This window comes from Micromonospora sp. NPDC000121, assembly GCF_042899165.1.
Classification (GTDB): Bacteria; Actinomycetota; Actinomycetes; order Mycobacteriales; family Micromonosporaceae; genus Micromonospora.
In genome coordinates, this window is sequence record NZ_JBIAZP010000001.1 from 817,887 (window position 1) to 834,416 (window position 16,530).

At 75.1% G+C, this 16,530-nt stretch carries 20 protein-coding genes; 14 read left to right on the forward strand and 6 right to left on the reverse strand.

Going from position 1 to position 16,530, the window contains the following annotated elements; genetic code table 11:
* Positions 1–20: 20 nt before the first annotated feature.
* Positions 21–383: a thioredoxin gene (trxA, locus tag ACFY23_RS04000; protein WP_350678054.1), complete on the reverse strand. Its 363-nt coding sequence runs from the start codon at positions 381–383 to the stop codon at positions 21–23.
* A 549-nt stretch (positions 384–932) separates the two neighbouring features.
* On the opposite strand from trxA, the gene ACFY23_RS04005 reads away from it, so the two are divergent.
* The 11 genes from ACFY23_RS04005 to ACFY23_RS04055 all read left to right on the forward strand — a co-directional run bounded on the left by ACFY23_RS04005 (position 933) and on the right by ACFY23_RS04055 (position 9,561).
* Positions 933–1,448: a MaoC family dehydratase gene (locus ACFY23_RS04005; RefSeq protein ID WP_350678051.1), complete on the forward strand. Its 516-nt coding sequence runs from the start codon at positions 933–935 to the stop codon at positions 1,446–1,448.
* A 61-nt stretch (positions 1,449–1,509) separates the two neighbouring features.
* Positions 1,510–2,034, forward strand: coding sequence for a hypothetical protein (locus ACFY23_RS04010; protein WP_350678049.1), 525 nt, complete (start codon positions 1,510–1,512; stop codon positions 2,032–2,034).
* Between the two features lie 72 nt (positions 2,035–2,106).
* Positions 2,107–2,730 carry an RNA methyltransferase gene (locus tag ACFY23_RS04015; RefSeq protein ID WP_350678046.1) on the forward strand — a complete coding sequence of 208 codons (624 nt, stop codon included), beginning with the start codon at positions 2,107–2,109 and terminating at the stop codon, positions 2,728–2,730.
* A 95-nt stretch (positions 2,731–2,825) separates the two neighbouring features.
* Positions 2,826–3,512 carry a DUF6758 family protein gene (locus ACFY23_RS04020; protein ID WP_387051183.1) on the forward strand — a complete coding sequence of 229 codons (687 nt, stop codon included), beginning with the start codon at positions 2,826–2,828 and terminating at the stop codon, positions 3,510–3,512.
* 116 nt (positions 3,513–3,628) lie between these two features.
* A complete protein-coding gene (locus ACFY23_RS04025; RefSeq protein WP_007455302.1) occupies positions 3,629–3,787 on the forward strand; it encodes a hypothetical protein in 159 nt (52 codons plus the stop codon).
* A gap of 6 nt (positions 3,788–3,793) precedes the next feature.
* Complete coding sequence (locus tag ACFY23_RS04030) at positions 3,794–4,669, forward strand: PH domain-containing protein (protein ID WP_350678039.1); 876 nt, start codon at positions 3,794–3,796, stop codon at positions 4,667–4,669.
* 102 nt (positions 4,670–4,771) lie between these two features.
* Entirely contained in the window at positions 4,772–5,731 is a 960-nt protein-coding gene (locus ACFY23_RS04035; RefSeq protein ID WP_350678036.1) for a SigE family RNA polymerase sigma factor, read from the forward strand.
* 56 nt (positions 5,732–5,787) lie between these two features.
* Positions 5,788–7,014, forward strand: a complete 1,227-nt coding sequence (locus tag ACFY23_RS04040; RefSeq protein WP_350678034.1) for a hypothetical protein — start codon at positions 5,788–5,790, stop codon at positions 7,012–7,014.
* Positions 7,015–7,061: 47 nt separating this feature from the next.
* Positions 7,062–7,928 carry a PHP domain-containing protein gene (locus ACFY23_RS04045; RefSeq protein ID WP_350678031.1) on the forward strand — a complete coding sequence of 289 codons (867 nt, stop codon included), beginning with the start codon at positions 7,062–7,064 and terminating at the stop codon, positions 7,926–7,928.
* A gap of 40 nt (positions 7,929–7,968) precedes the next feature.
* Positions 7,969–8,583 (forward strand): MarC family protein, encoded by a 615-nt coding sequence (locus ACFY23_RS04050; RefSeq protein WP_350678028.1) that lies wholly within the window; start codon positions 7,969–7,971, stop codon positions 8,581–8,583.
* 135 nt (positions 8,584–8,718) lie between these two features.
* Positions 8,719–9,561 (forward strand): RecB family exonuclease, encoded by an 843-nt coding sequence (locus ACFY23_RS04055; RefSeq protein WP_387035873.1) that lies wholly within the window; start codon positions 8,719–8,721, stop codon positions 9,559–9,561.
* 5 nt (positions 9,562–9,566) lie between these two features.
* Here ACFY23_RS04055 and ACFY23_RS04060 read toward each other — a convergent pair whose 3' ends face one another.
* Both ACFY23_RS04060 and ACFY23_RS04065 read right to left on the reverse strand, forming a co-directional pair.
* On the reverse strand, positions 9,567–10,424 hold the full coding sequence (locus tag ACFY23_RS04060) for an oxygenase MpaB family protein (protein WP_350678023.1): 858 nt from the start codon (positions 10,422–10,424) through the stop codon (positions 9,567–9,569).
* Positions 10,425–10,508: 84 nt separating this feature from the next.
* Positions 10,509–10,937, reverse strand: coding sequence for a Fur family transcriptional regulator (locus ACFY23_RS04065; protein ID WP_350678021.1), 429 nt, complete (start codon positions 10,935–10,937; stop codon positions 10,509–10,511).
* Between the two features lie 193 nt (positions 10,938–11,130).
* Between ACFY23_RS04065 and ACFY23_RS04070 the strand changes: the two genes are divergently transcribed.
* Positions 11,131–11,613, forward strand: coding sequence for a DUF2231 domain-containing protein (locus tag ACFY23_RS04070; protein ID WP_350678018.1), 483 nt, complete (start codon positions 11,131–11,133; stop codon positions 11,611–11,613).
* A gap of 113 nt (positions 11,614–11,726) precedes the next feature.
* On the opposite strand, the gene ACFY23_RS04075 is transcribed toward ACFY23_RS04070, so the two are convergent.
* The gene (locus ACFY23_RS04075) at positions 11,727–12,062 is read right to left on the reverse strand and encodes a hypothetical protein (protein ID WP_350678016.1); all 336 of its coding nucleotides are present in this window, start codon (positions 12,060–12,062) and stop codon (positions 11,727–11,729) included.
* Between the two features lie 196 nt (positions 12,063–12,258).
* On the opposite strand from ACFY23_RS04075, the gene ACFY23_RS04080 reads away from it, so the two are divergent.
* A complete protein-coding gene (locus tag ACFY23_RS04080) occupies positions 12,259–12,441 on the forward strand; it encodes a hypothetical protein (protein ID WP_350678014.1) in 183 nt (60 codons plus the stop codon).
* 383 nt (positions 12,442–12,824) lie between these two features.
* Here ACFY23_RS04080 and ACFY23_RS04085 read toward each other — a convergent pair whose 3' ends face one another.
* Positions 12,825–13,217 carry an FmdB family zinc ribbon protein gene (locus ACFY23_RS04085; RefSeq protein WP_350818887.1) on the reverse strand — a complete coding sequence of 131 codons (393 nt, stop codon included), beginning with the start codon at positions 13,215–13,217 and terminating at the stop codon, positions 12,825–12,827.
* Positions 13,218–13,309: 92 nt separating this feature from the next.
* Positions 13,310–13,945: a 5-formyltetrahydrofolate cyclo-ligase gene (locus ACFY23_RS04090; protein ID WP_350678009.1), complete on the reverse strand. Its 636-nt coding sequence runs from the start codon at positions 13,943–13,945 to the stop codon at positions 13,310–13,312.
* Positions 13,946–14,030: 85 nt separating this feature from the next.
* On the opposite strand from ACFY23_RS04090, the gene ACFY23_RS04095 reads away from it, so the two are divergent.
* Positions 14,031–16,526: a diguanylate cyclase gene (locus tag ACFY23_RS04095; RefSeq protein ID WP_350678007.1), complete on the forward strand. Its 2,496-nt coding sequence runs from the start codon at positions 14,031–14,033 to the stop codon at positions 16,524–16,526.
* The last annotated feature ends 4 nt before the right edge of the window (positions 16,527–16,530 follow it).

Here is a 16,530-nt window from a genome sequence, read left to right on the forward strand (position 1 = left end):
CCGTCGTGGAGCGGGTCGGCTCAGTGCTGGTGACCGGCCAGCTTCTGCCGGACGTCGTCCATGTTGAGCGCCTGGACCTGCTCGATCAGGTTCTCCAGGGCGGACTCGGGGAGGGCGCCCGGCTGGGCGAAGACGATGACGCCGTCGCGGATCGCCATGATGGTCGGGATGGAGCGGATGTCGAACTTGGCACCCAGCTCCTGCTGCGCCTCGGTGTCGACCTTGCCGAAGACGATGTCGGGGTGCTTCTCCGAGGAGCGCTCGTAGACCGGGGCGAACCGCTTGCACGGGCCGCACCACTCGGCCCAGAAGTCGACGAGCACGATGCCGTCGCGGCCGGCCACCTCGTCGAAGTTTGCCGTGGTCAGCTCTACGGTTGCCATGAAAGTCTCCGATCGGCGCGGAATAGCTACGTCTGGTGGAACCAGGGCGTACCGCGTGGAATTCCCGGCAGTTGCGTGCCGAAACGCGCGCCGGCGGCCCGTGGTGGCGGTCCCGCTCCCATCGAGGGAGGCGGCTTTGCCGGCCAGGTGTGGATCGCAAGTGCACGACGCATTTGCGTGACCAGTGGTGATGGGAGCGCTTCCATAAAGATCGACTCAATGGATCGGCGCAATTCAGCAATCTGGCGGTTGACAAGCGCCTATCCGGTGTGCGGAGATCGCCGAGGACCTCCACCGCGATGACGCAGAGTAGTGTTACGAAAAGATAAATGTGACCTCTGTCTCTGTTCGGCCCTCGTTGTCATACGGCAGAATCTTCCGCATCAGAGCGTGGGCGGCGGGTGCCGGGGAGGGCCCCGCCGCTCATTGCGTCTCCCCCCGGTGGTGCCGGTGTGACATTTCCATGCGGCCCCCGCCCTGCTCCTCGCCTTAACACTCCATAAGGCATGCTGTGCCGAACTCCATCGCCGTCCGTCGAAGGGGACAAGGATGCAGTTCGGCCGCTACTACGAGGAGTTCGAGGTCGGCGCGGTCTACCGGCACTGGCCCGGCAAGACGGTCACCGAGTACGACGACCACCTCTTCTGCCTGCTCACCATGAACCACCACCCGCTGCACCTGGACGCGCACTACGCCGAGTCCGCGAGCCAGTTCAAGCGCAACGTGGTGGTCGGCAACTACATCTACTCCCTGCTGCTGGGCATGTCGGTGCCGGACGTCAGCGGCAAGGCGATCGCGAACCTCGAGGTCGAGTCGCTGCGGCACGTGGCGCCGACCTTCCACGGCGACACGATCTACGGCGAGACCACCGTGCTGGACAAGCGCGAGTCGTCCTCCAAGCCCGACCGGGGCGTGGTCTCGGTGGAGACCCGGGGCTACAACCAGGACGGCACCATGGTCTGCGTCTTCCGCCGCCGGGTGATGGTCCCCAAGAAGGAGTACGCGGCCACGACCGTGCCCGAGGGCGTGGACCCGGAGCGGCCGAGCTTCCCCGAGCCGCGCTGACGTCGACGGCCCCTTCCCGTCGGGTTCGGGTGGAAGGGGCCCATTTCTTCTTCCGGGGCATATGCTGGCGCCGGAGGTCCCCATGAGCCACTCCGTCGCCGGAGAGCCGCCCTCTGCCGGCCGCCGCGCCGCACCGCTGACCACCGCCGTCTACTCCGCCGCCGAGTGGGACCTGCTGACCAGCCTGCCCGGCCGGGTGATCGTGGCCGCCGCCGCGCCCGCCCCCGGCCGGCCCCGCCGGGGGGTCGCCGCCGGGCTCGCCGGCCTGGACGCGGTCGCGGCAGGTCGGGCCTTCGACAGCGATCTCGTACGCGCGGTGGTCGCCGCCATCTACGCCCGCCACGACGGGGCGTCCCCGTCGGTCGACCGACTCATCGATGTGGTGGACCTGCTCGCCGCCTGCCGCGCGGCGACCCGGGTGCTGCGGCGGGCCGATCCCGCCGACTCGGCGGCGTACCGGCAGTGGGTGCAGTCCGTGGCGGCCCGGGTCTGCCGGGCGACGACGCCCGGGGCCGAGGCGCTGCCGCCGGCGCCCGCCGACCGCCGCTTCCTCGACCGGCTCGGCGACGCGCTGGGCCTGGGCTGAGCCGCTGCCGGGCCGGCCCGCCGTCGGGGGCGCGGCTCGGCGCGGGGTCCGTGGGCCGTACCCTGCGTGACCGTGACCGGAGACCAGCTCGACGTCGGCGTGGGACCGTGGCCGGGGGACCCGCCGGACGACCCGCGGTACGACCCCGAGCTGCTCGCCGAGGGCGACCGGCGCAACGTGGTCGACCGGTACCGCTACTGGCGGCGCGAGGCCGTGGTGGCCGACCTGGACCGGCGCCGGCACGACTTCCACGTGGCGATCGAGAACTGGCAGCACGACTTCAACATCGGCACGGTCGTCCGCAACGCCAACGCCTTCCTCGCCGCCGAGGTGCACATCGTCGGCCGCCGGCGGTGGAACCGGCGCGGTGCCATGGTGACCGACCGCTACCAGCACGTGCGGCACCACGAGACCATCGAGGAGTTCGTCGCCTGGGCGGCCGGGCGGGAGTTGCCGGTCGTCGGCATCGACAACCTGCCCGGGTCGCGCCCGCTGGAGACCAGCACCCTGCCGCGGCGCTGCGTGCTGCTCTTCGGGCAGGAGGGGCCCGGCCTGTCCGACCCGGCCCGCGCCGCCTGCGACCAGCTCTTCTCCATCGCCCAGTACGGCTCCACCCGGTCGATCAACGCGGGCGTGGCCAGCGGCATCGCGATGCACGCCTGGATCCGCGCGTACGCCGGCCCGCCGCCCGCCTGAGCGGGTCGTTCCCTTCACCCGCCGGCGGCACCGAAACCGGCGCTCCGCTTGACGGGGCGGCGGCGCGGGGTGACGGTGGGAAGGTGAGTGTCGCGGTGAGTTGTCCGAGATGTGGCGGGCCCGTGCGGGCGCCCGACCTGATGCACACCGAATCGCGCTGCCTGGACTGCGGTCCGGTTCCCCCACTGCACGTGCCCGAGCACATCGGCGCGGAGATCGTCGCCAGCGTGGTGGACCGCATCACCGCCGCCGCCGACCCGCCGCGCCGGCCGGTGACGCCGCTGTGGTGCCCGTGGCCGCTGCCGCCGGGGTGGACCATGACCGGGTTGGCGTACGCCGGGGACGACCGGACCGGCGTGCGCGCCACCGCGGTCGCCTGCGCCGGGCCCGCACCGCTCGGCGGGGGCCCCGCCGACCTGGTCTTCGTGGCGGAGGAGCCGGGCGTCGGCCTGGGCACGCGGCTCGCCGGGATGATCGGCCCGGACCCGGGCCCGGAACTGGCCGAGGCGTTGACCGATCCCGGGCCCGGCCACCCGGAGCACGTCGGGCAGGCCAGGATCAAGGTGGCCGGTCATCCGACTCCACTGTGGCTTGTGAACTCGCCTACGGATCGAAGCGCGTACGCCGGCGAGGCTCGGGGTTTGTGGCTCCATGCGATAGCCTGGCCGGCGAGTGCGGGTCACCTGCTCGCGGAAGAAGTCGTGCTGCACGACCTTACCGAGTGGACACCGCCCGAGCTCGTGTACGGCGCACCGTCTCCGTATCTGCACGGGAAGGCTTGACATCCCTCCCGGAATGACGGAGAACGGACGCAGATATTCACTGTACGACACCACACTGATACTCTGGGTGCCGCTGCGGTAATGGGACCCGGCGCCGCGCGAGAGGATGGCCCGCCATGGTCAAGAAGGTCCTCACCTGGGCCGGAATCGCATTCTTGATCTTCTTTGTCGCCTACCGGCCAAATTCCGCCGCGGACGTGTTCAAGTCCCTGGGCGGCGGCATCATGGACATCGCACAGGGCTTCGGCGACTTCTTCACCAGCCTCGTCGCCTAGCCGCCGATGGGAAACCCCTCCGGTCCACCCTTCGACCCCGACGACCCCGACCGGGAGCGCCGGGAGCGAGACACGGAGCCGATCCCCCGGCTCGGGCCCGACGACGGGCCGGGCTACGGCACCGGCCCGGGTCTCGGCGACGGCCCGTCCCTTTCGGACGACGCCGGCTTCGGCGACGGCCCGGCGTACGCCGGGGAGGGCCGCTCCGGTCGGGCCTGGATCCGCGACCCGGAGGCCGGCTACCAGCCTCCGCAGATCTCGGAGGACGAGCTGGCCGGCCTGCGGGCCGACGCCGCCGGCATGGCCCCGCGCCGGGTGCTGCCGCTGGAGGACGAGCCCAGTTCGCTGGTCGCGCGCTACCTCTTCCCGACCGAGCGCTACCGGGGCGAGTGGAAGCGACACTGGATCCACCTCTCCACCCCGCTGCTGGTCGGCATCGCCGCGACGTTCGTGCTCGGCTACCTGTCCGGCTTCCTCGCCGGGCAGGACGTGGGCGCGCTCACCACGATTGCCGTGCTGCTCTGGTTCGCGGTGATGGGCTGGGTGGCGTGGAAGGTCGCCGACTGGTGGTACGACCGCTTCATCCTGACCAACAAGCGGGTGATGGTGGTCAACGGCATCATCACCCGGCGGGTCGCGATGATGCCGCTGGTCCGGGTCACCGACATGAAGTACGAACAGACCCCGACCGGCCGGGCGCTCAACTACGGCACGTTCGTGCTGGAGTCCGCCGGTCAGGAGCAGGCGCTCCGCGAGATCAAGAACCTGCCCAACCCGAACGAGCTCTACCTGCGCGTCGTCGAGGAGATGTACGAGCCGCAGGCGGTCGAGGCGCGGCTGGGCAAGGAGGCCGACGAGGCCAAGGCCGACGACGGGGCGTGAAACTTTTCGTCCGAACATCGGAGGAACTGCGCACCATTCGCCGTCGACCCGACCTGCCCGGCCGTGGCAACCTGCCAGGGAAGCGGGGCGCGGAGGTGGCTGATGGCGAGCAGGGATCCCTTGGAGGAGGAGTTCCGCGACTTCGTCGCGGCCCGCTCCGGCGCACTCCTGCGCACCGCCTACCTGCTCAGCGGGGACTGGGCCACCGCGGAGGACCTGCTGCAGACCGCGCTGACCAAGACCTACCTGGCCTGGAAGCGGCTCGGCGGGATCGAGGCGATCGAGCCGTACGCCCGCCGGGTCATGGTCAACACCTCGACGAGCTGGTGGCGGCGACGCTGGCACGGTGAACGCCCCACCGAGGTGCTGCCGGAGCGCGCCGCGGTCGACGAGATCGAGCATCAGCTCGACCGTGACCTGCTCTGGCGCCACCTGAGCGCGCTGCCGACCCGGCAGCGGGCGGTGCTCGTGCTGCGCTACTACGAGGACATGTCCGAGGCACAGACCGCCGCCCTGCTCAACATCTCCCCGGGCACCGTCAAGAGCCAGACCTCGCGGGCCCTGGGCACGTTGCGCCGCCGGATGGGCGCCGAGGCCACCCTCGACCTGCCGAGCGGGGCCGAGCCGACCCCGCCCCGGCCCCGGCGCGCTGCCGCCGACCGGCCGGCGCCCGCACCTGCGCCCGCCGACGCGGGGAGGTCGCCGGCGTACGGCGCGCCGAGGATGGTGGTGGGCGCGGACGCGGCGGCCGTGGTCGCGGCGACCAACACCCCGCCGCGCGTCGACGCACCGGGCGCAGGGCCCGCGCCCGCGACCGGGCTGCCCACGTCCGGCGCCGGCCTGCCCCGGCCCGCGACCGGCCTGCCCGGGCCGGAGACCGGGCTCACGCCGCCCGTCGGCGAGCCGGCGGAGGAGCCGGTTCCCGCGGCGTCGGGGGCGCGGGCGGGCCGTGGGGAGGGACCCGCCCCTGGAACCCCGGCCGGTCCGGAAGAGGCCGGCCGCGAGGAGGCGCGAGGCGTGCCGGTCGTACCGGCCGGCACCGGTGCCGGAGAGCGTCGGTGAGCCGCCCGGCGGGGCCTGCTGACAACCTGACCGGCGGCCCGAGGCGTCCATACGGCGTGACCGAGGACGAGCTGGAGCAGGCGGTGCGGGAGACGTTCGCCCGCCGGGTCGCCGTCGCCCACCCGCTCGCCGCCGACCCGGCGGGCCTGGCGATCCGCCGGGCCGACCGGGCCCGGCGCCGGCGCACCGTGGCCGGGCTGGCGCTGGCCGCGGTCACCACCGTGGGGATCAGCGCCGGGATCGCCCAGCTGGGGCAGCAGCCCGGCCGTCCCACCCATCCCACCGTCGTGCTCGGCGACCCGTACGCCTCGCCCCTGCCGAACCTGACCCCGACGCTGCCGGTCGCCCCACCCACCGACCCGGCGCAGAGCGCGGGCCGGGGCGAGGTGGACCTGATCCTCGGCGCGGTGCTCGCCACCACGAGCGGGCAGCGGCTGACGCTGTCCGGCGTGGGCCCGGCCGAGCGCGCCCAGCGGCTGCCGGACGGCACAGGCTGGGCCGTGGTGGGCGCCCCGACGGCGGCCGGCCAGGCGCTGTGGGTGGTGCAGCCCGACGGTGGGGCGCACCTGCTCCTGGCCGGGGCGCGGGACATCGCCCTCAGCCGCGACGGGCGTCAGGTCGCCTGGCGGGAGGGCACCGAGCTGGTCGCCGCGGGGATCGTCGGCACGCAGGTCGTCGGCGCCGCCCGCACGCCGGTGCCGGTCGGGGCGGCGCCGGTCGGCTTCGCCGGCGACGCCGTCCTGGTGCGCCTCGACGCGCAGCGGCCCGGCCACGCCCTGTGGCGTCCGGCGCGGGGCCCGCTGAAGACCGAGGGCGACCGCGCCACGCTGCGCGTCTACGGCACCCGCCCCGACGGCGTGGTGGTCGCGCAGGTGTCCGCGGGCGCTCCGCGCAGGCCCTGCCTCGCCCTGCTCGACCCGGCCCGGGACCTCGCGCCGGCCCGGACCGGCTGTGGACCCACCCTCGGCGACGACGGGCACGGCGGGGTCTCGGCCGACGGCCGGTGGCTGCTGGTCAACGGCCGGGCGGGCGGCGAGGAGCGGGCGTTGCTGGTCGACCTGGACCGGCTGGGCGACACCGCGGCGGTCCGCCCGGCCGGGCCGCCCGCGCACGGGCCGGTGGCGTGGACGCCCGAGGGGACGGCGTACTACTCCGACGCCCGCGCCGGGCTGGTGCGCGTCGACGTGAGCCGGGTGCTCGCGGGCGAGGAGTCCTCGTCCGCCCCGGTCAACGGCCTGGGCGACGGGCAGCGCCCGATCCCGGTCGGCCGCGACGGTTCCTGACCACGCCCGTGCGCGGAGCTTCGGCGGTGGCCGGTAGCGTCGGGGCGGTGAGCGCGCGCCCGCGGATCGACCTGCACACCCACTCCACCGCCAGCGACGGCACGCTCAGTCCGGCCGAGCTGGTGCGGGCGGCGGCGGAGTCGGGCCTCGACGTCGTGGCGATCACCGACCACGACACCACCGCCGGCTGGGAGCCGGCGCTGCGGGCGCTGCCGGCGGGGCTCAGCCTCGTCCGCGGTGCGGAGATCTCCTGCCGCTGGTACGGCGAGGAACCGGCGGTGCCGCTGCACCTGCTGGCGTACCTCTTCGATCCCGACGCCCCGGAGCTGGTCGCCGAGCTGACCCGGGTGCGGGCCGCGCGGCAGGAGCGGGGCGAACGGATCGTGGCGCTGCTGCGGGCCGACGGGATCGACGTGAGCTGGCCGGAGATCCTGGCCGGCGCGGCGGGCGGCTCGGTGGGCCGGCCGCACATCGCCCAGGCGCTGATCCGGGCCGGCCTGGTGGCCACCACCACCGAGGCGTTCGGGCCGGACTGGCTGGGCGAGCGCTACCGGCTGCCGAAGGAGGACATCGACGTCTTCCACGCGGTCCGGCTCGTCCGCGCGGCGGGCGGCGTGCCGGTCTTCGCCCACCCCCGGGCGACCCGGCGGGGGCGGATCGTGCCGGACGCGCTGATCGCCGACCTGGCCGCGGTGGGCCTGGCGGGGCTGGAGGCCGACCACGAGGACCACTCCCCGGCCGAGCGGGCGCACGTCCGTGCCCTCGCCGGCGAGCTGGGCCTGCTGGTGACCGGCTCGTCGGACTTCCACGGCACGCACAAGACCGTCCGCCTCGGCGCGTTCACCACCGACCCGGAGGCGTACGAGCGGCTCCTCGCCGAGGCCGGCGGGGTGACCGGGGTCGCTTCCGGCTGATCCACGTTTCCGCCCCCGGCGGCGCGGCTACGTTGATCACGTGGATGCCAAGCTGTTCGGTGAGGTCTTCGTGACCCTGCTGGTGATCGTCGACCCTCCGGGCATGATGCCCATCTTCCTGGCGCTGACCGGCCCGCTGCCGGCCCGGGACCGCAACCGGGCGGCCTGGCAGGCGGTCGCCCTGGCGCTCGGCGTGATCGTCATCTTCGCGGTGGCCGGCCAGACGCTGCTCGACTACCTGCACGTCGACCTGCCGGCGTTACAGGCCGCCGGCGGGCTGCTGCTCATCCTCGTGGCGTTGGAGCTGCTGACCGGCAAGGCCGACGACCCGAGCCAGCAGGTCACGTCGAACATCGCGCTGGTGCCGCTGGGCACGCCGCTGCTGGCGGGTCCCGGTGCCATCGTCGCCACCATGCTCTTCGTCCAGCAGGCCGACGGCGGGTCGGACTACACCGCCATCGCCACCGCGATCGTCGCGGTGATGCTCGCGGTCTGGGTGGTGCTCCGGTTCTCCGGCGGGATCGTCAAGATCCTGCGCCCGGGCGGGATCGAGGTGCTGACCCGGATCGCGGGCCTGCTGCTCGCGGCGATCGCGGTGCAGCTCATCGCGGACGCGGTGGCCGCCTTCGTGACCCAGTACGCCAACATGGCCTGACCGTCGCCCGGGTCTGTCGGGGCCGGATGGCAGGATCCAGGTGTGCGACGAGCCTCTTCAGCCGGACGATCCTCCGCCACGGGCCGGGCGCCCCGCCCCCGCGGCGACCAGCCCGAGCAGCTCGGCTTCGAGGGCATGCCGGAACGGCTCTTCGTCTGCACACCCAGCAAGCTCGGCGCCTACGCGGACTGCCCCCGGCGCTACCGCTACTCCTACGTCGACCGTCCGGCCCCGCCCAAGGGCCCGCCGTGGGCGCACAACTCCCTCGGCGCGAGCGTGCACACCGCCCTGAAGAACTGGTACGCCCTCAGCCCCGAGCGGCGCCGGCCCGAGGCGCTCGCCGTGCTGCTCAAGGGCACCTGGGTGCGCGAGGGCTACCGCGACGAGGAGCAGGAGCGGGCGGCCTACCGGCGGGCGCTGGGCTGGCTGGAGTCCTACGTCGAGACCCTGGAGCCGGGGGTCGACCCGCTCGGCGTGGAGCGGGTGGTGGCGGTGAAGACCGGAGTGCTGGCCTTCAACGGCCGGGCCGACCGGATCGACTCCCGCCCCGGGCCCGAGGGCCCCGAACTGGTCATCGTGGACTACAAGACGGGCCGCACCGGGCTCGACGCCGACGACGCGCGCGGCTCCCAGGCCCTGGCGCTCTACGCGTACGCCGCCGAGCGGGTGTTCCGCCGGCCGTGCCGCCGGGTGGAGCTGCACCACCTGCCCACCGGCACGGTCGCGGCGCACGAGCACACCGTCGAGTCGCTGGCCCGGCAGCTCAACCGGGCCGAGGAGACCGCGCGCGACATCATGGCCGCCGAGCGGGCGGTCGCCGACGGGGACGACCCCGACGACGCCTTCCCCACCACGCCGGGTCCCCGCTGCGGCTGGTGCGACTACCGGCGCACCTGCCCGGCCGGGGCGCAGACGCCCGGCAAGGAGCCGTGGGCGGCCGTCGAGCAGCCCGCCGACCCGCTGCCCGGCCGGGACTGAACGGTTCAGGCGGGGGTGCGGGCGAGGCGGGCGGCGCGTTCCTTCGCGGCCTGCTGCAAGGGCCCCTCCCGCCAGCGGCGGGGCAGCGCGGCGAGAGTCAGCCGCAGCGCCCGCACCGTCAGGTCGGCCGAGAGCGCGGTGGTCGGCAGGCCCAGGCCGCCGTACAACCGCCGGGCCCAGGCCGGCAGCAGCGCGAACGCGGTGCCGGCGATGCCGAAGTACGCCCAGCGGGCCGGCCCCAGGTTCAGCCCGATCCGGGCGGGCAGGCTGAGCTTCCACGGGATCGGCGGGGCGGTGAGGAAGAGGGCCGTCTCGGCCGCCTCGCGGGTGATCCGCAGCTCCGGACGGATCCACCGGTAGTAGTCGGCCACCTCGGCGGCGGTGCCGGGGACCGTCCGCGGGTCGAGGCCCACCAGCGCGGCGGCGCGCCGTTGCTCGGTGTAGTAGCCGTCGATCTCGTCGGCGGTCAGCGGCAGCCCCGCCCGGCGGGCCGTGTCGAGGAACGACTCGACCTCGGTGACGTGCACCCAGCGCAGCAGGTCGGGGTCGTCGACGCGGAACTCCTCCCCGGTGGCCGGGTCGGTCGCCCGCAGGCGGGCGTGCCGCCGACGTATCCGCCGCCCGGCGGCCTCCGCCTCGGCGGTGGTGCCGTAGATGGTGGTCGCCACGTAGGTGGCGGTGCGCACCAGGCGGCCCCACGCGTCGGAGCGGTAGTCGCTGTTCTGGGCGACCCCGGCCATCGCGCGGGGGTGCAGTGCCTGGAGGTAGAGCGAACGCAGGCCGGCGACGATCAGGATCGGCTCCTCGTGCACCTTCCACGTGACCGAACCCGGACCGAACAGACCGAGGTCATCGGAGTCCACCGACCTAGCGTGCCATGCCCCGCGGCCACCCGCCCCAGGCAACGGACGTCAGCCCGTCGGCCGTATCGCCGTCGGCGGGAGCGGTCAGTGGTCGGCGGAGCGGCGGGACTGGCAGGTCGGGCAGAGGCCCCAGAAGGTCACTTCCGCCTCGTCGACCTCGAATCCGTGGGCGATGTCCGGGTCCAGGCAGGGGGTCCTGCCGACCGCGCAGTCGATGTCGGCGATCTCGCCGCAGCCCCGGCAGACCACGTGGTGGTGGTTGTCCCCGGCCCGCGCCTCGTAGCGGGCGGGGCTGCCGGCCGGCTCGATCCGACGGGACAGCCCGGCCCGGGACAGCGCGCCGAGCACGTCGTAGACCGCCTGGGTGGAGACGGAGTCGAGGCGCTCGCGGACCCGCCGGGTGATCTCGTCCACCTCGAGGTGGCCGCCGGCGGCCAGTACCTCGAGCACGGCGAGGCGCGGCCGGGTGACCCGCAGGCCCCTCGACCGGAGCAGCTCCTCCCCACCGGACATCTGTCCATGACAGCACGAGGTGACCGGGTCGACAACCAGCCTCCGGCGCAGGGTGGCCCCGGCCACAGCCAGCTCGCCGTCCCGGCGCTGAACCGGACCGGTCCGGGGCGCGTGTAGCGGATCAAGAGGCATGGGCGGGTCGGCCGACGGACCGTAGGCTGGCAACCCGCGACCGCGTACGCCGGAGGTGTGGATGTTCGAGGAGATCCTGGGTCTGCCGGCCCACGTGCTGGTGGTGCACGCGGTGGTGGTGCTCGTGCCGCTGTTGGCGCTGCTCTCCGCCGCGTACGTGGGGCTGCCCCGGTTCCGGCCCCGGCTGGACTGGGCGGTGGCGATCCTCGCCGTGGTGGCGCCGGTGGCGGCCTTCGTCGCGGTCGAGTCCGGCGAGGAGCTGAACGACGCGTTCATGGCCCGGGGCATGCAGGGCCCGATCGTGGACCAGATCCTCCAGCACTCTCGCTACGGCGACATCCTGTTCTGGTACGTCCTGCCGCTGGCCGTGGCGTCGCTGCTGCTGCTCGTGCTGACGAGCGGGCACCCGCGCGTGCCGAGGCTGCCGTCCTGGATCACGCCAGTGCTGTCGGTCGTGGTGGTCGCGCTCGGCGTCGCGAGCATGGTCTACGTCTACCTGACCGGCCACTCGGGCGCCGAGGCGGTCTGGGGCAACACCCTCTGACACCCGCCCCGCCTGACCTCCGCGGCACGCACCTGCGACCCACCTTCCGTCCCGTTCTCGGGCCCCCGGCGGGGCACTGTCGGCGAGATCGCGCGGGGAGGGTGGGGATCGGGTCAGAAGACGAGGCGCGAGCAGATCAGGCAGACGAGGACCACCAGCACCACGCCGGCCACCGCGCCGACGCCGTACGTGACTCGCTGCGCCCGCTGTTCCGCCGCGTCGAGCCCGGCCATGTCCTGCGGGGGCAGCCGCCGGGGCGGTGGCGGTCGCAGGTGCACCGGCGGTCGCCACCCGGCCGGGGGCGGGGTGGTCGCCGGCGGGCCCACGTAGCCGCTCCCGGGCGCCGGCGTCGGCGTCGGCGTCGGCGCGGCCCCGGTCCCGGACTGCTCCGGAGTGTCGGGGCGCCGCCAGTACTCGTCGGGGGCGCTGCCGGAGGTGGGGGTCGTCACGCCGTCCGACGCTACCAACGCTCCGGCCCGGTGGCCGCTGGACGCGGCCGGGCGGTCGGCGGGCCGTCCCGGCCAACCGGGTCCGGAGGGCACCGGGGTCCGGGCTTCGGATCTCCGCGCGAGAGGGGCGCGGGCATGGTGGTCGACCCGGTCGGAAGCCGGTGACCGGGTCGCGGCTGCGCTAGTCTTGCCGCTCGTGAGCACCGAGTTTCCTCCGACGCCGGCGGTACGCGGCGACGACGACCGTGCGGTCGACCTGAGCGACGACTTCGTGGTGCTGCCCGAGCAGACCGCCGACGACACGGATCGGGGCTGGGGCGAGCGCTCCGGCGGCAACGACGACTGGCTGCTCGCGGAGCGCCCGCCGCACTGGGACTGAACGGCCGCCGGGCGGCCCGCCGGGACTCGGGGACGGCCGCCGGGCGACCCGCCAGCGTCCCGGGCCGGCCAGTCGGGCCACCCGCCGGGACTTGAGGCCCGCTTTCGCACCTGTGGAGAAACCCCGCCGGCCTGTGGACAACGTCCCCCGGGCCTGTGGATGACGCGGCGACCCTGTGGACAACCTCCTGCCGGCAACCGCGCGACCACCCCTGTCGCGCCTTCCGCCTCCACGGAGTAATCCGAGGGGCGGCACCCGGTCCGTCCCGACGATCGAGACGTAGAGCCAGGGCGCGGGGGCCGGCCGCCCCTACCCCGGTTACCGGAACGGCGGGACGTGCCCGGGGCGGGCGGAGCCGGCCCCGGGGCAGGTCGTGGCGTGCGTCAGGAGGCGCTGGCGGTGCTGGCGGCCGGGGTCTTGCTCGCCCCGCTGCCGGAGCCGTTCGAGCTGGACGACGACGAGGACGAGGACGAGGCGGCGGTCGAGCCGCTCGACGAGCCGGAGTCACCACCGGAGGAGGACGAGTCGGACTTCGCCGGCTTGGCGGCGGTGCCGCTGCTGCCGGTGTCGCTGCCGGAGGTGCGGGAGTCCGTGCGGTAGAAGCCCGAGCCCTTGAACACGATGCCGACCGAGTTGAAGAGCTTGCGCAGCCGCCCCTCACACGCCGGGCACTCGGTCAGCGGCTCGTCAGAGAAGGACTGCACCGCCTCGAGCTGGTGGCCGCACGCGGTGCAGGCGTACTGGTACGTGGGCACGTTCTCCTCCGGATCTGGCACGGCCGGTTGGCACTCGACGTCTTCGAGTGCCAATGGTGCGTCATCGCCCCCGGATTCGTCCAGCGGAAGTGTGGGGCGCGACACCGCCGCCCTCAGGCGCGACCCGCCGCGTCCCGGGGGGCGGCGTCAAGCGTACGCAGGCCGTCGGCGGGAGTGACCACCGCGCGCACCGGCCGGTCGTGCGGCTCGGCGGGCAGCGCCCCGACCAGCTCCCCCTCGTGCAGCGGCACCACGGTCAACGCGGTCGCGGGCACCCGGGCCAGCGCCCGGTCGTACGAGCCGCCGCCCCGGCCCAGCCGCAGCCCCCGGCGGTCCACCGCCAGCGCCGGCACCACCACCAGCTCCGCCGCCGCCACCGCGTCCCGGCCCAGCCGGGGCCCGGCCGGCTCGCGCATGCCCCGGCCGGCGGCCACCAGCGCGTCCGGCCCCGCCCAGGCCGCCCAGTCCAGGTCGAGATCGTCACAGAGCACCGGCAGCAGCAGCTCGGCCCCCGGCGGCAGCGCCGCGTGCAGCACCGCCGGCAGGTCGGGCCCGCCCGGCTCGGAGCCGACCGGCACGTACGCCGTCATCCGGCGCGGGCGCAGCCGGCGTACGAGAGCCACCAGCTCGGCCTGGACGCGCCCGGCGGCCTCGGCCCGCCGCGGCGCCGCCAGCGCCCGGCGGGCGGCGAGCACGGCGGCGCGCACGTCCCGCTTCGCCGCTTCCGCTTCATGAGAGAAATCGGGCACGCAACACTCCTGACGCAACGTTTGTCACCTGGTTGCTCTGTGTCAGCATCGCAAGCGACGGCGGCGGAACTTCCGGGGGGACCGAGTGACGCTTCGCGGGCGGTTGACCACAGCCTTCCTGGCGGTGGTGCTCGGCCCGGTCCTGCTCGGGGCGTTCTTCGTCGGTTCCACGGTGGTGGCCGTCGACCGGAGCCGTTCCACCGAGCGGCTCGCGGTGGCCGCCGCGACCGTGCGCACCTCGGTCGACGCCCTCTGCCAGCAGCTGCGGGCCGCCGCCGACGCGGTCGCCCTGGCCGGCGACCGGCCCGTTGCCGCGAGCCAGGTGGTCAGCCGCGGCCTGGCGACCGCCGTGCGGGTCACCGACGTGGCCGGCCGGGTCACCTACGCCACCGCCGGCGGGCCGACCGGGCCCTGGCGGGACTGCGCCGCCACCGCGCCGGCCGCCGGCCCGGTGCGGGCGCTCGCCGCCCGGGTCGACCTGCGCGACCGGTCCGGCGGGCCGCTGGGCACGGTCGCCGCGGCGCACCCGGTCGACCCGGCCTTCGTGGCGCGGCTCGCGGCCGTGACCGGCGTCGCGGTCACCCTGCTCGACGACGCCGAGGCGCCCGTCCGCCTCGCCCACACCACCGAGTCGACCGGGGTACGCGACGCCGTGCTCGCCGCCGCCGGCACGCTCGACGGCGAGCGGGTCACCGAGACCGCGGACGGCCGGTACGTCCGCCGGGTCGGCCCGTCCGCCGGGCAGCCCCTGCCGCTGGTGCTCTCGGTTCCCAGCGACCAGCCGCCCGGCCTGTACGCCGCCCTGGTCGCGGCGGTGCTAGTGGCGGCCCTGCTGGCGGTGGTGGCCGCCTGGCGGCTGGCCCGGGTGACCACCCGCCCGCTGGTGGAGTTGGCGGGCGCGGTGGGCCGGGTGGCCCGCGGTGATCTGACCGTCCGGGTGCCGGTGCGCAGCCGCGACGAGATCGGCCGACTGGCCGGCGCGTTCAACCGGATGACCCGGGAGACGGGCACCTACGTGGCGGCGCTGACCAGCAGCCGCGACCAGTTGCGCGGGCACCTCGCGGTGCTGGGGGACACCCTGGCCAGCACGCACGACCTGCAACGCATCCTGCGGGTGATCCTGCACAGCGCGATCGCGGCGACGGGCGCCCGGGCCGGCGCGGTGCTGCTGGTCGACGACGGCGGGGTGCTCGTCGCGCAGTGCGCGGAGGGGCTGGACGGGCGCTGCCCGCCCGACGAGCGGGCCGGGCCGCTGCGGGTGCCGCTGGGCAGCGGGGTGCTCGGGGCCGTCGCCGCCACCGGTGAGCCGCAGCGCGGCCGGGCGGAGCCGTCCGCAGTGGTGACGGGCGAGCCGAGCTGCCGGACGTACGTCGCGGTGCCGTTCGCCGCCCCGGGCGCGACGGGCGCGGTCGACGCCGCAGCCCGCGCGGACGCCCCGCCCGCCCGGCCCGGCCTGTCGGATCCGGCGTCCCCGGCCGGGGCGCTCGGCGTACTGGCCCTCTACGACCGGCTCGGCGCGGACGAGTTCGACGACGACGACCTGGTGACCCTGCGGACCTTCGCGGGTCACGCCGCCGTGGCGGTGGACAACGTGCGGGTGCACGAGGAGGCGCAGCGGCTGTCGCTGACCGACCCGCTGACCGGGCTCTGGAACTACCGTTACCTGCGGGAGTCGATCCGCCGGGAGGTCGAGCGGGCGAACCGGTTCGGCCGGATGCTCAGCGTCCTCGCCCTCGACCTGGACCGGTTCAAGGAGGTCAACGACACGCACGGGCACGCGGCCGGCGACGCCGTGCTGGCCGAGTTCGCCCGCCGGGTGCGCGGCGAGATCCGCGAGGTGGACCTGGCGTTCCGGCAGGGCGGCGAGGAGTTCGTCGTGCTGCTGCCGGAGACCGACGCCCGGGGGGCGGCGATCGTCGCGGAGCGGCTCGGCGCGGCGATCCGGGAGGCCCCGATCGCGGCCGACGGGCACGGCGGGGGTGCGCCCGTGGCGATCCGGGTGACGGTCTCCATCGGCATCGCCGTCTATCCCGGCCACGCCAGCACCGGCCAGGAGGTGCTGGACGCCGCCGACGACGCGCTCTACGCCGCGAAGGCGGCCGGCCGGGACACCTGGCGGATCGCCGAGGACCGGGCCGGCGAGGAGGGGGCGGATGCCGGTGGGGCCGGCGAGGAGTGGGCGGGCGTCGACCGTACCGGCGAGGAGTGGGCGGATGCCGGTGGGACCGGCGAGGAGCGGGCGGGCGCCGACCGTATCGGCGAGGGGCGGCCCGCCCACGGCCCGGCCGACCCGCCGGCCCGGGAGATCCCCGTCCCGGCGGGCGCGGTCAGCCCCACGGACGGGATGCCGCGCGCCGGCGCCCCGCGCCAGCCGGCCCGGACCCGCCCCGACCCGGCCGATCCCGTCGACGCCGAACCGTGCGGCACGCCGGCCGGACCCGGTGCCGAGCCCCGGAGCACGCCGGCCGCGTCCGGGGCCGAGCCCCGGACCACGCCGGCCGGACCCGGTCCCGCGCGGCCCGGCACGAGTGGCGGCGCGTCTTCCGGTCCTCACCCTCCACGGCAGAGCCGTGGCCGATAGTCTC

Bases quoted from the DNA above. Each gene is read 5' to 3' on its own strand.
- trxA (WP_350678054.1), bottom strand. From the start codon at position 383: ATGGCAACCGTAGAGCTGACCACGGCAAACTTCGACGAGGTGGCCGGC.
- ACFY23_RS04005 (WP_350678051.1), top strand. From the start codon at position 933: ATGCAGTTCGGCCGCTACTACGAGGAGTTCGAGGTCGGCGCGGTCTAC.
- ACFY23_RS04010 (WP_350678049.1), top strand. From the start codon at position 1,510: ATGCTGGCGCCGGAGGTCCCCATGAGCCACTCCGTCGCCGGAGAGCCG.
- ACFY23_RS04025 (WP_007455302.1), top strand. From the start codon at position 3,629: ATGGTCAAGAAGGTCCTCACCTGGGCCGGAATCGCATTCTTGATCTTC.
- ACFY23_RS04030 (WP_350678039.1), top strand. From the start codon at position 3,794: ATGGGAAACCCCTCCGGTCCACCCTTCGACCCCGACGACCCCGACCGG.
- ACFY23_RS04035 (WP_350678036.1), top strand. From the start codon at position 4,772: ATGGCGAGCAGGGATCCCTTGGAGGAGGAGTTCCGCGACTTCGTCGCG.
- ACFY23_RS04055 (WP_387035873.1), top strand. From the start codon at position 8,719: ATGCCGGAACGGCTCTTCGTCTGCACACCCAGCAAGCTCGGCGCCTAC.
- ACFY23_RS04065 (WP_350678021.1), bottom strand. From the start codon at position 10,937: ATGTCCGGTGGGGAGGAGCTGCTCCGGTCGAGGGGCCTGCGGGTCACC.
- ACFY23_RS04070 (WP_350678018.1), top strand. From the start codon at position 11,131: ATGTTCGAGGAGATCCTGGGTCTGCCGGCCCACGTGCTGGTGGTGCAC.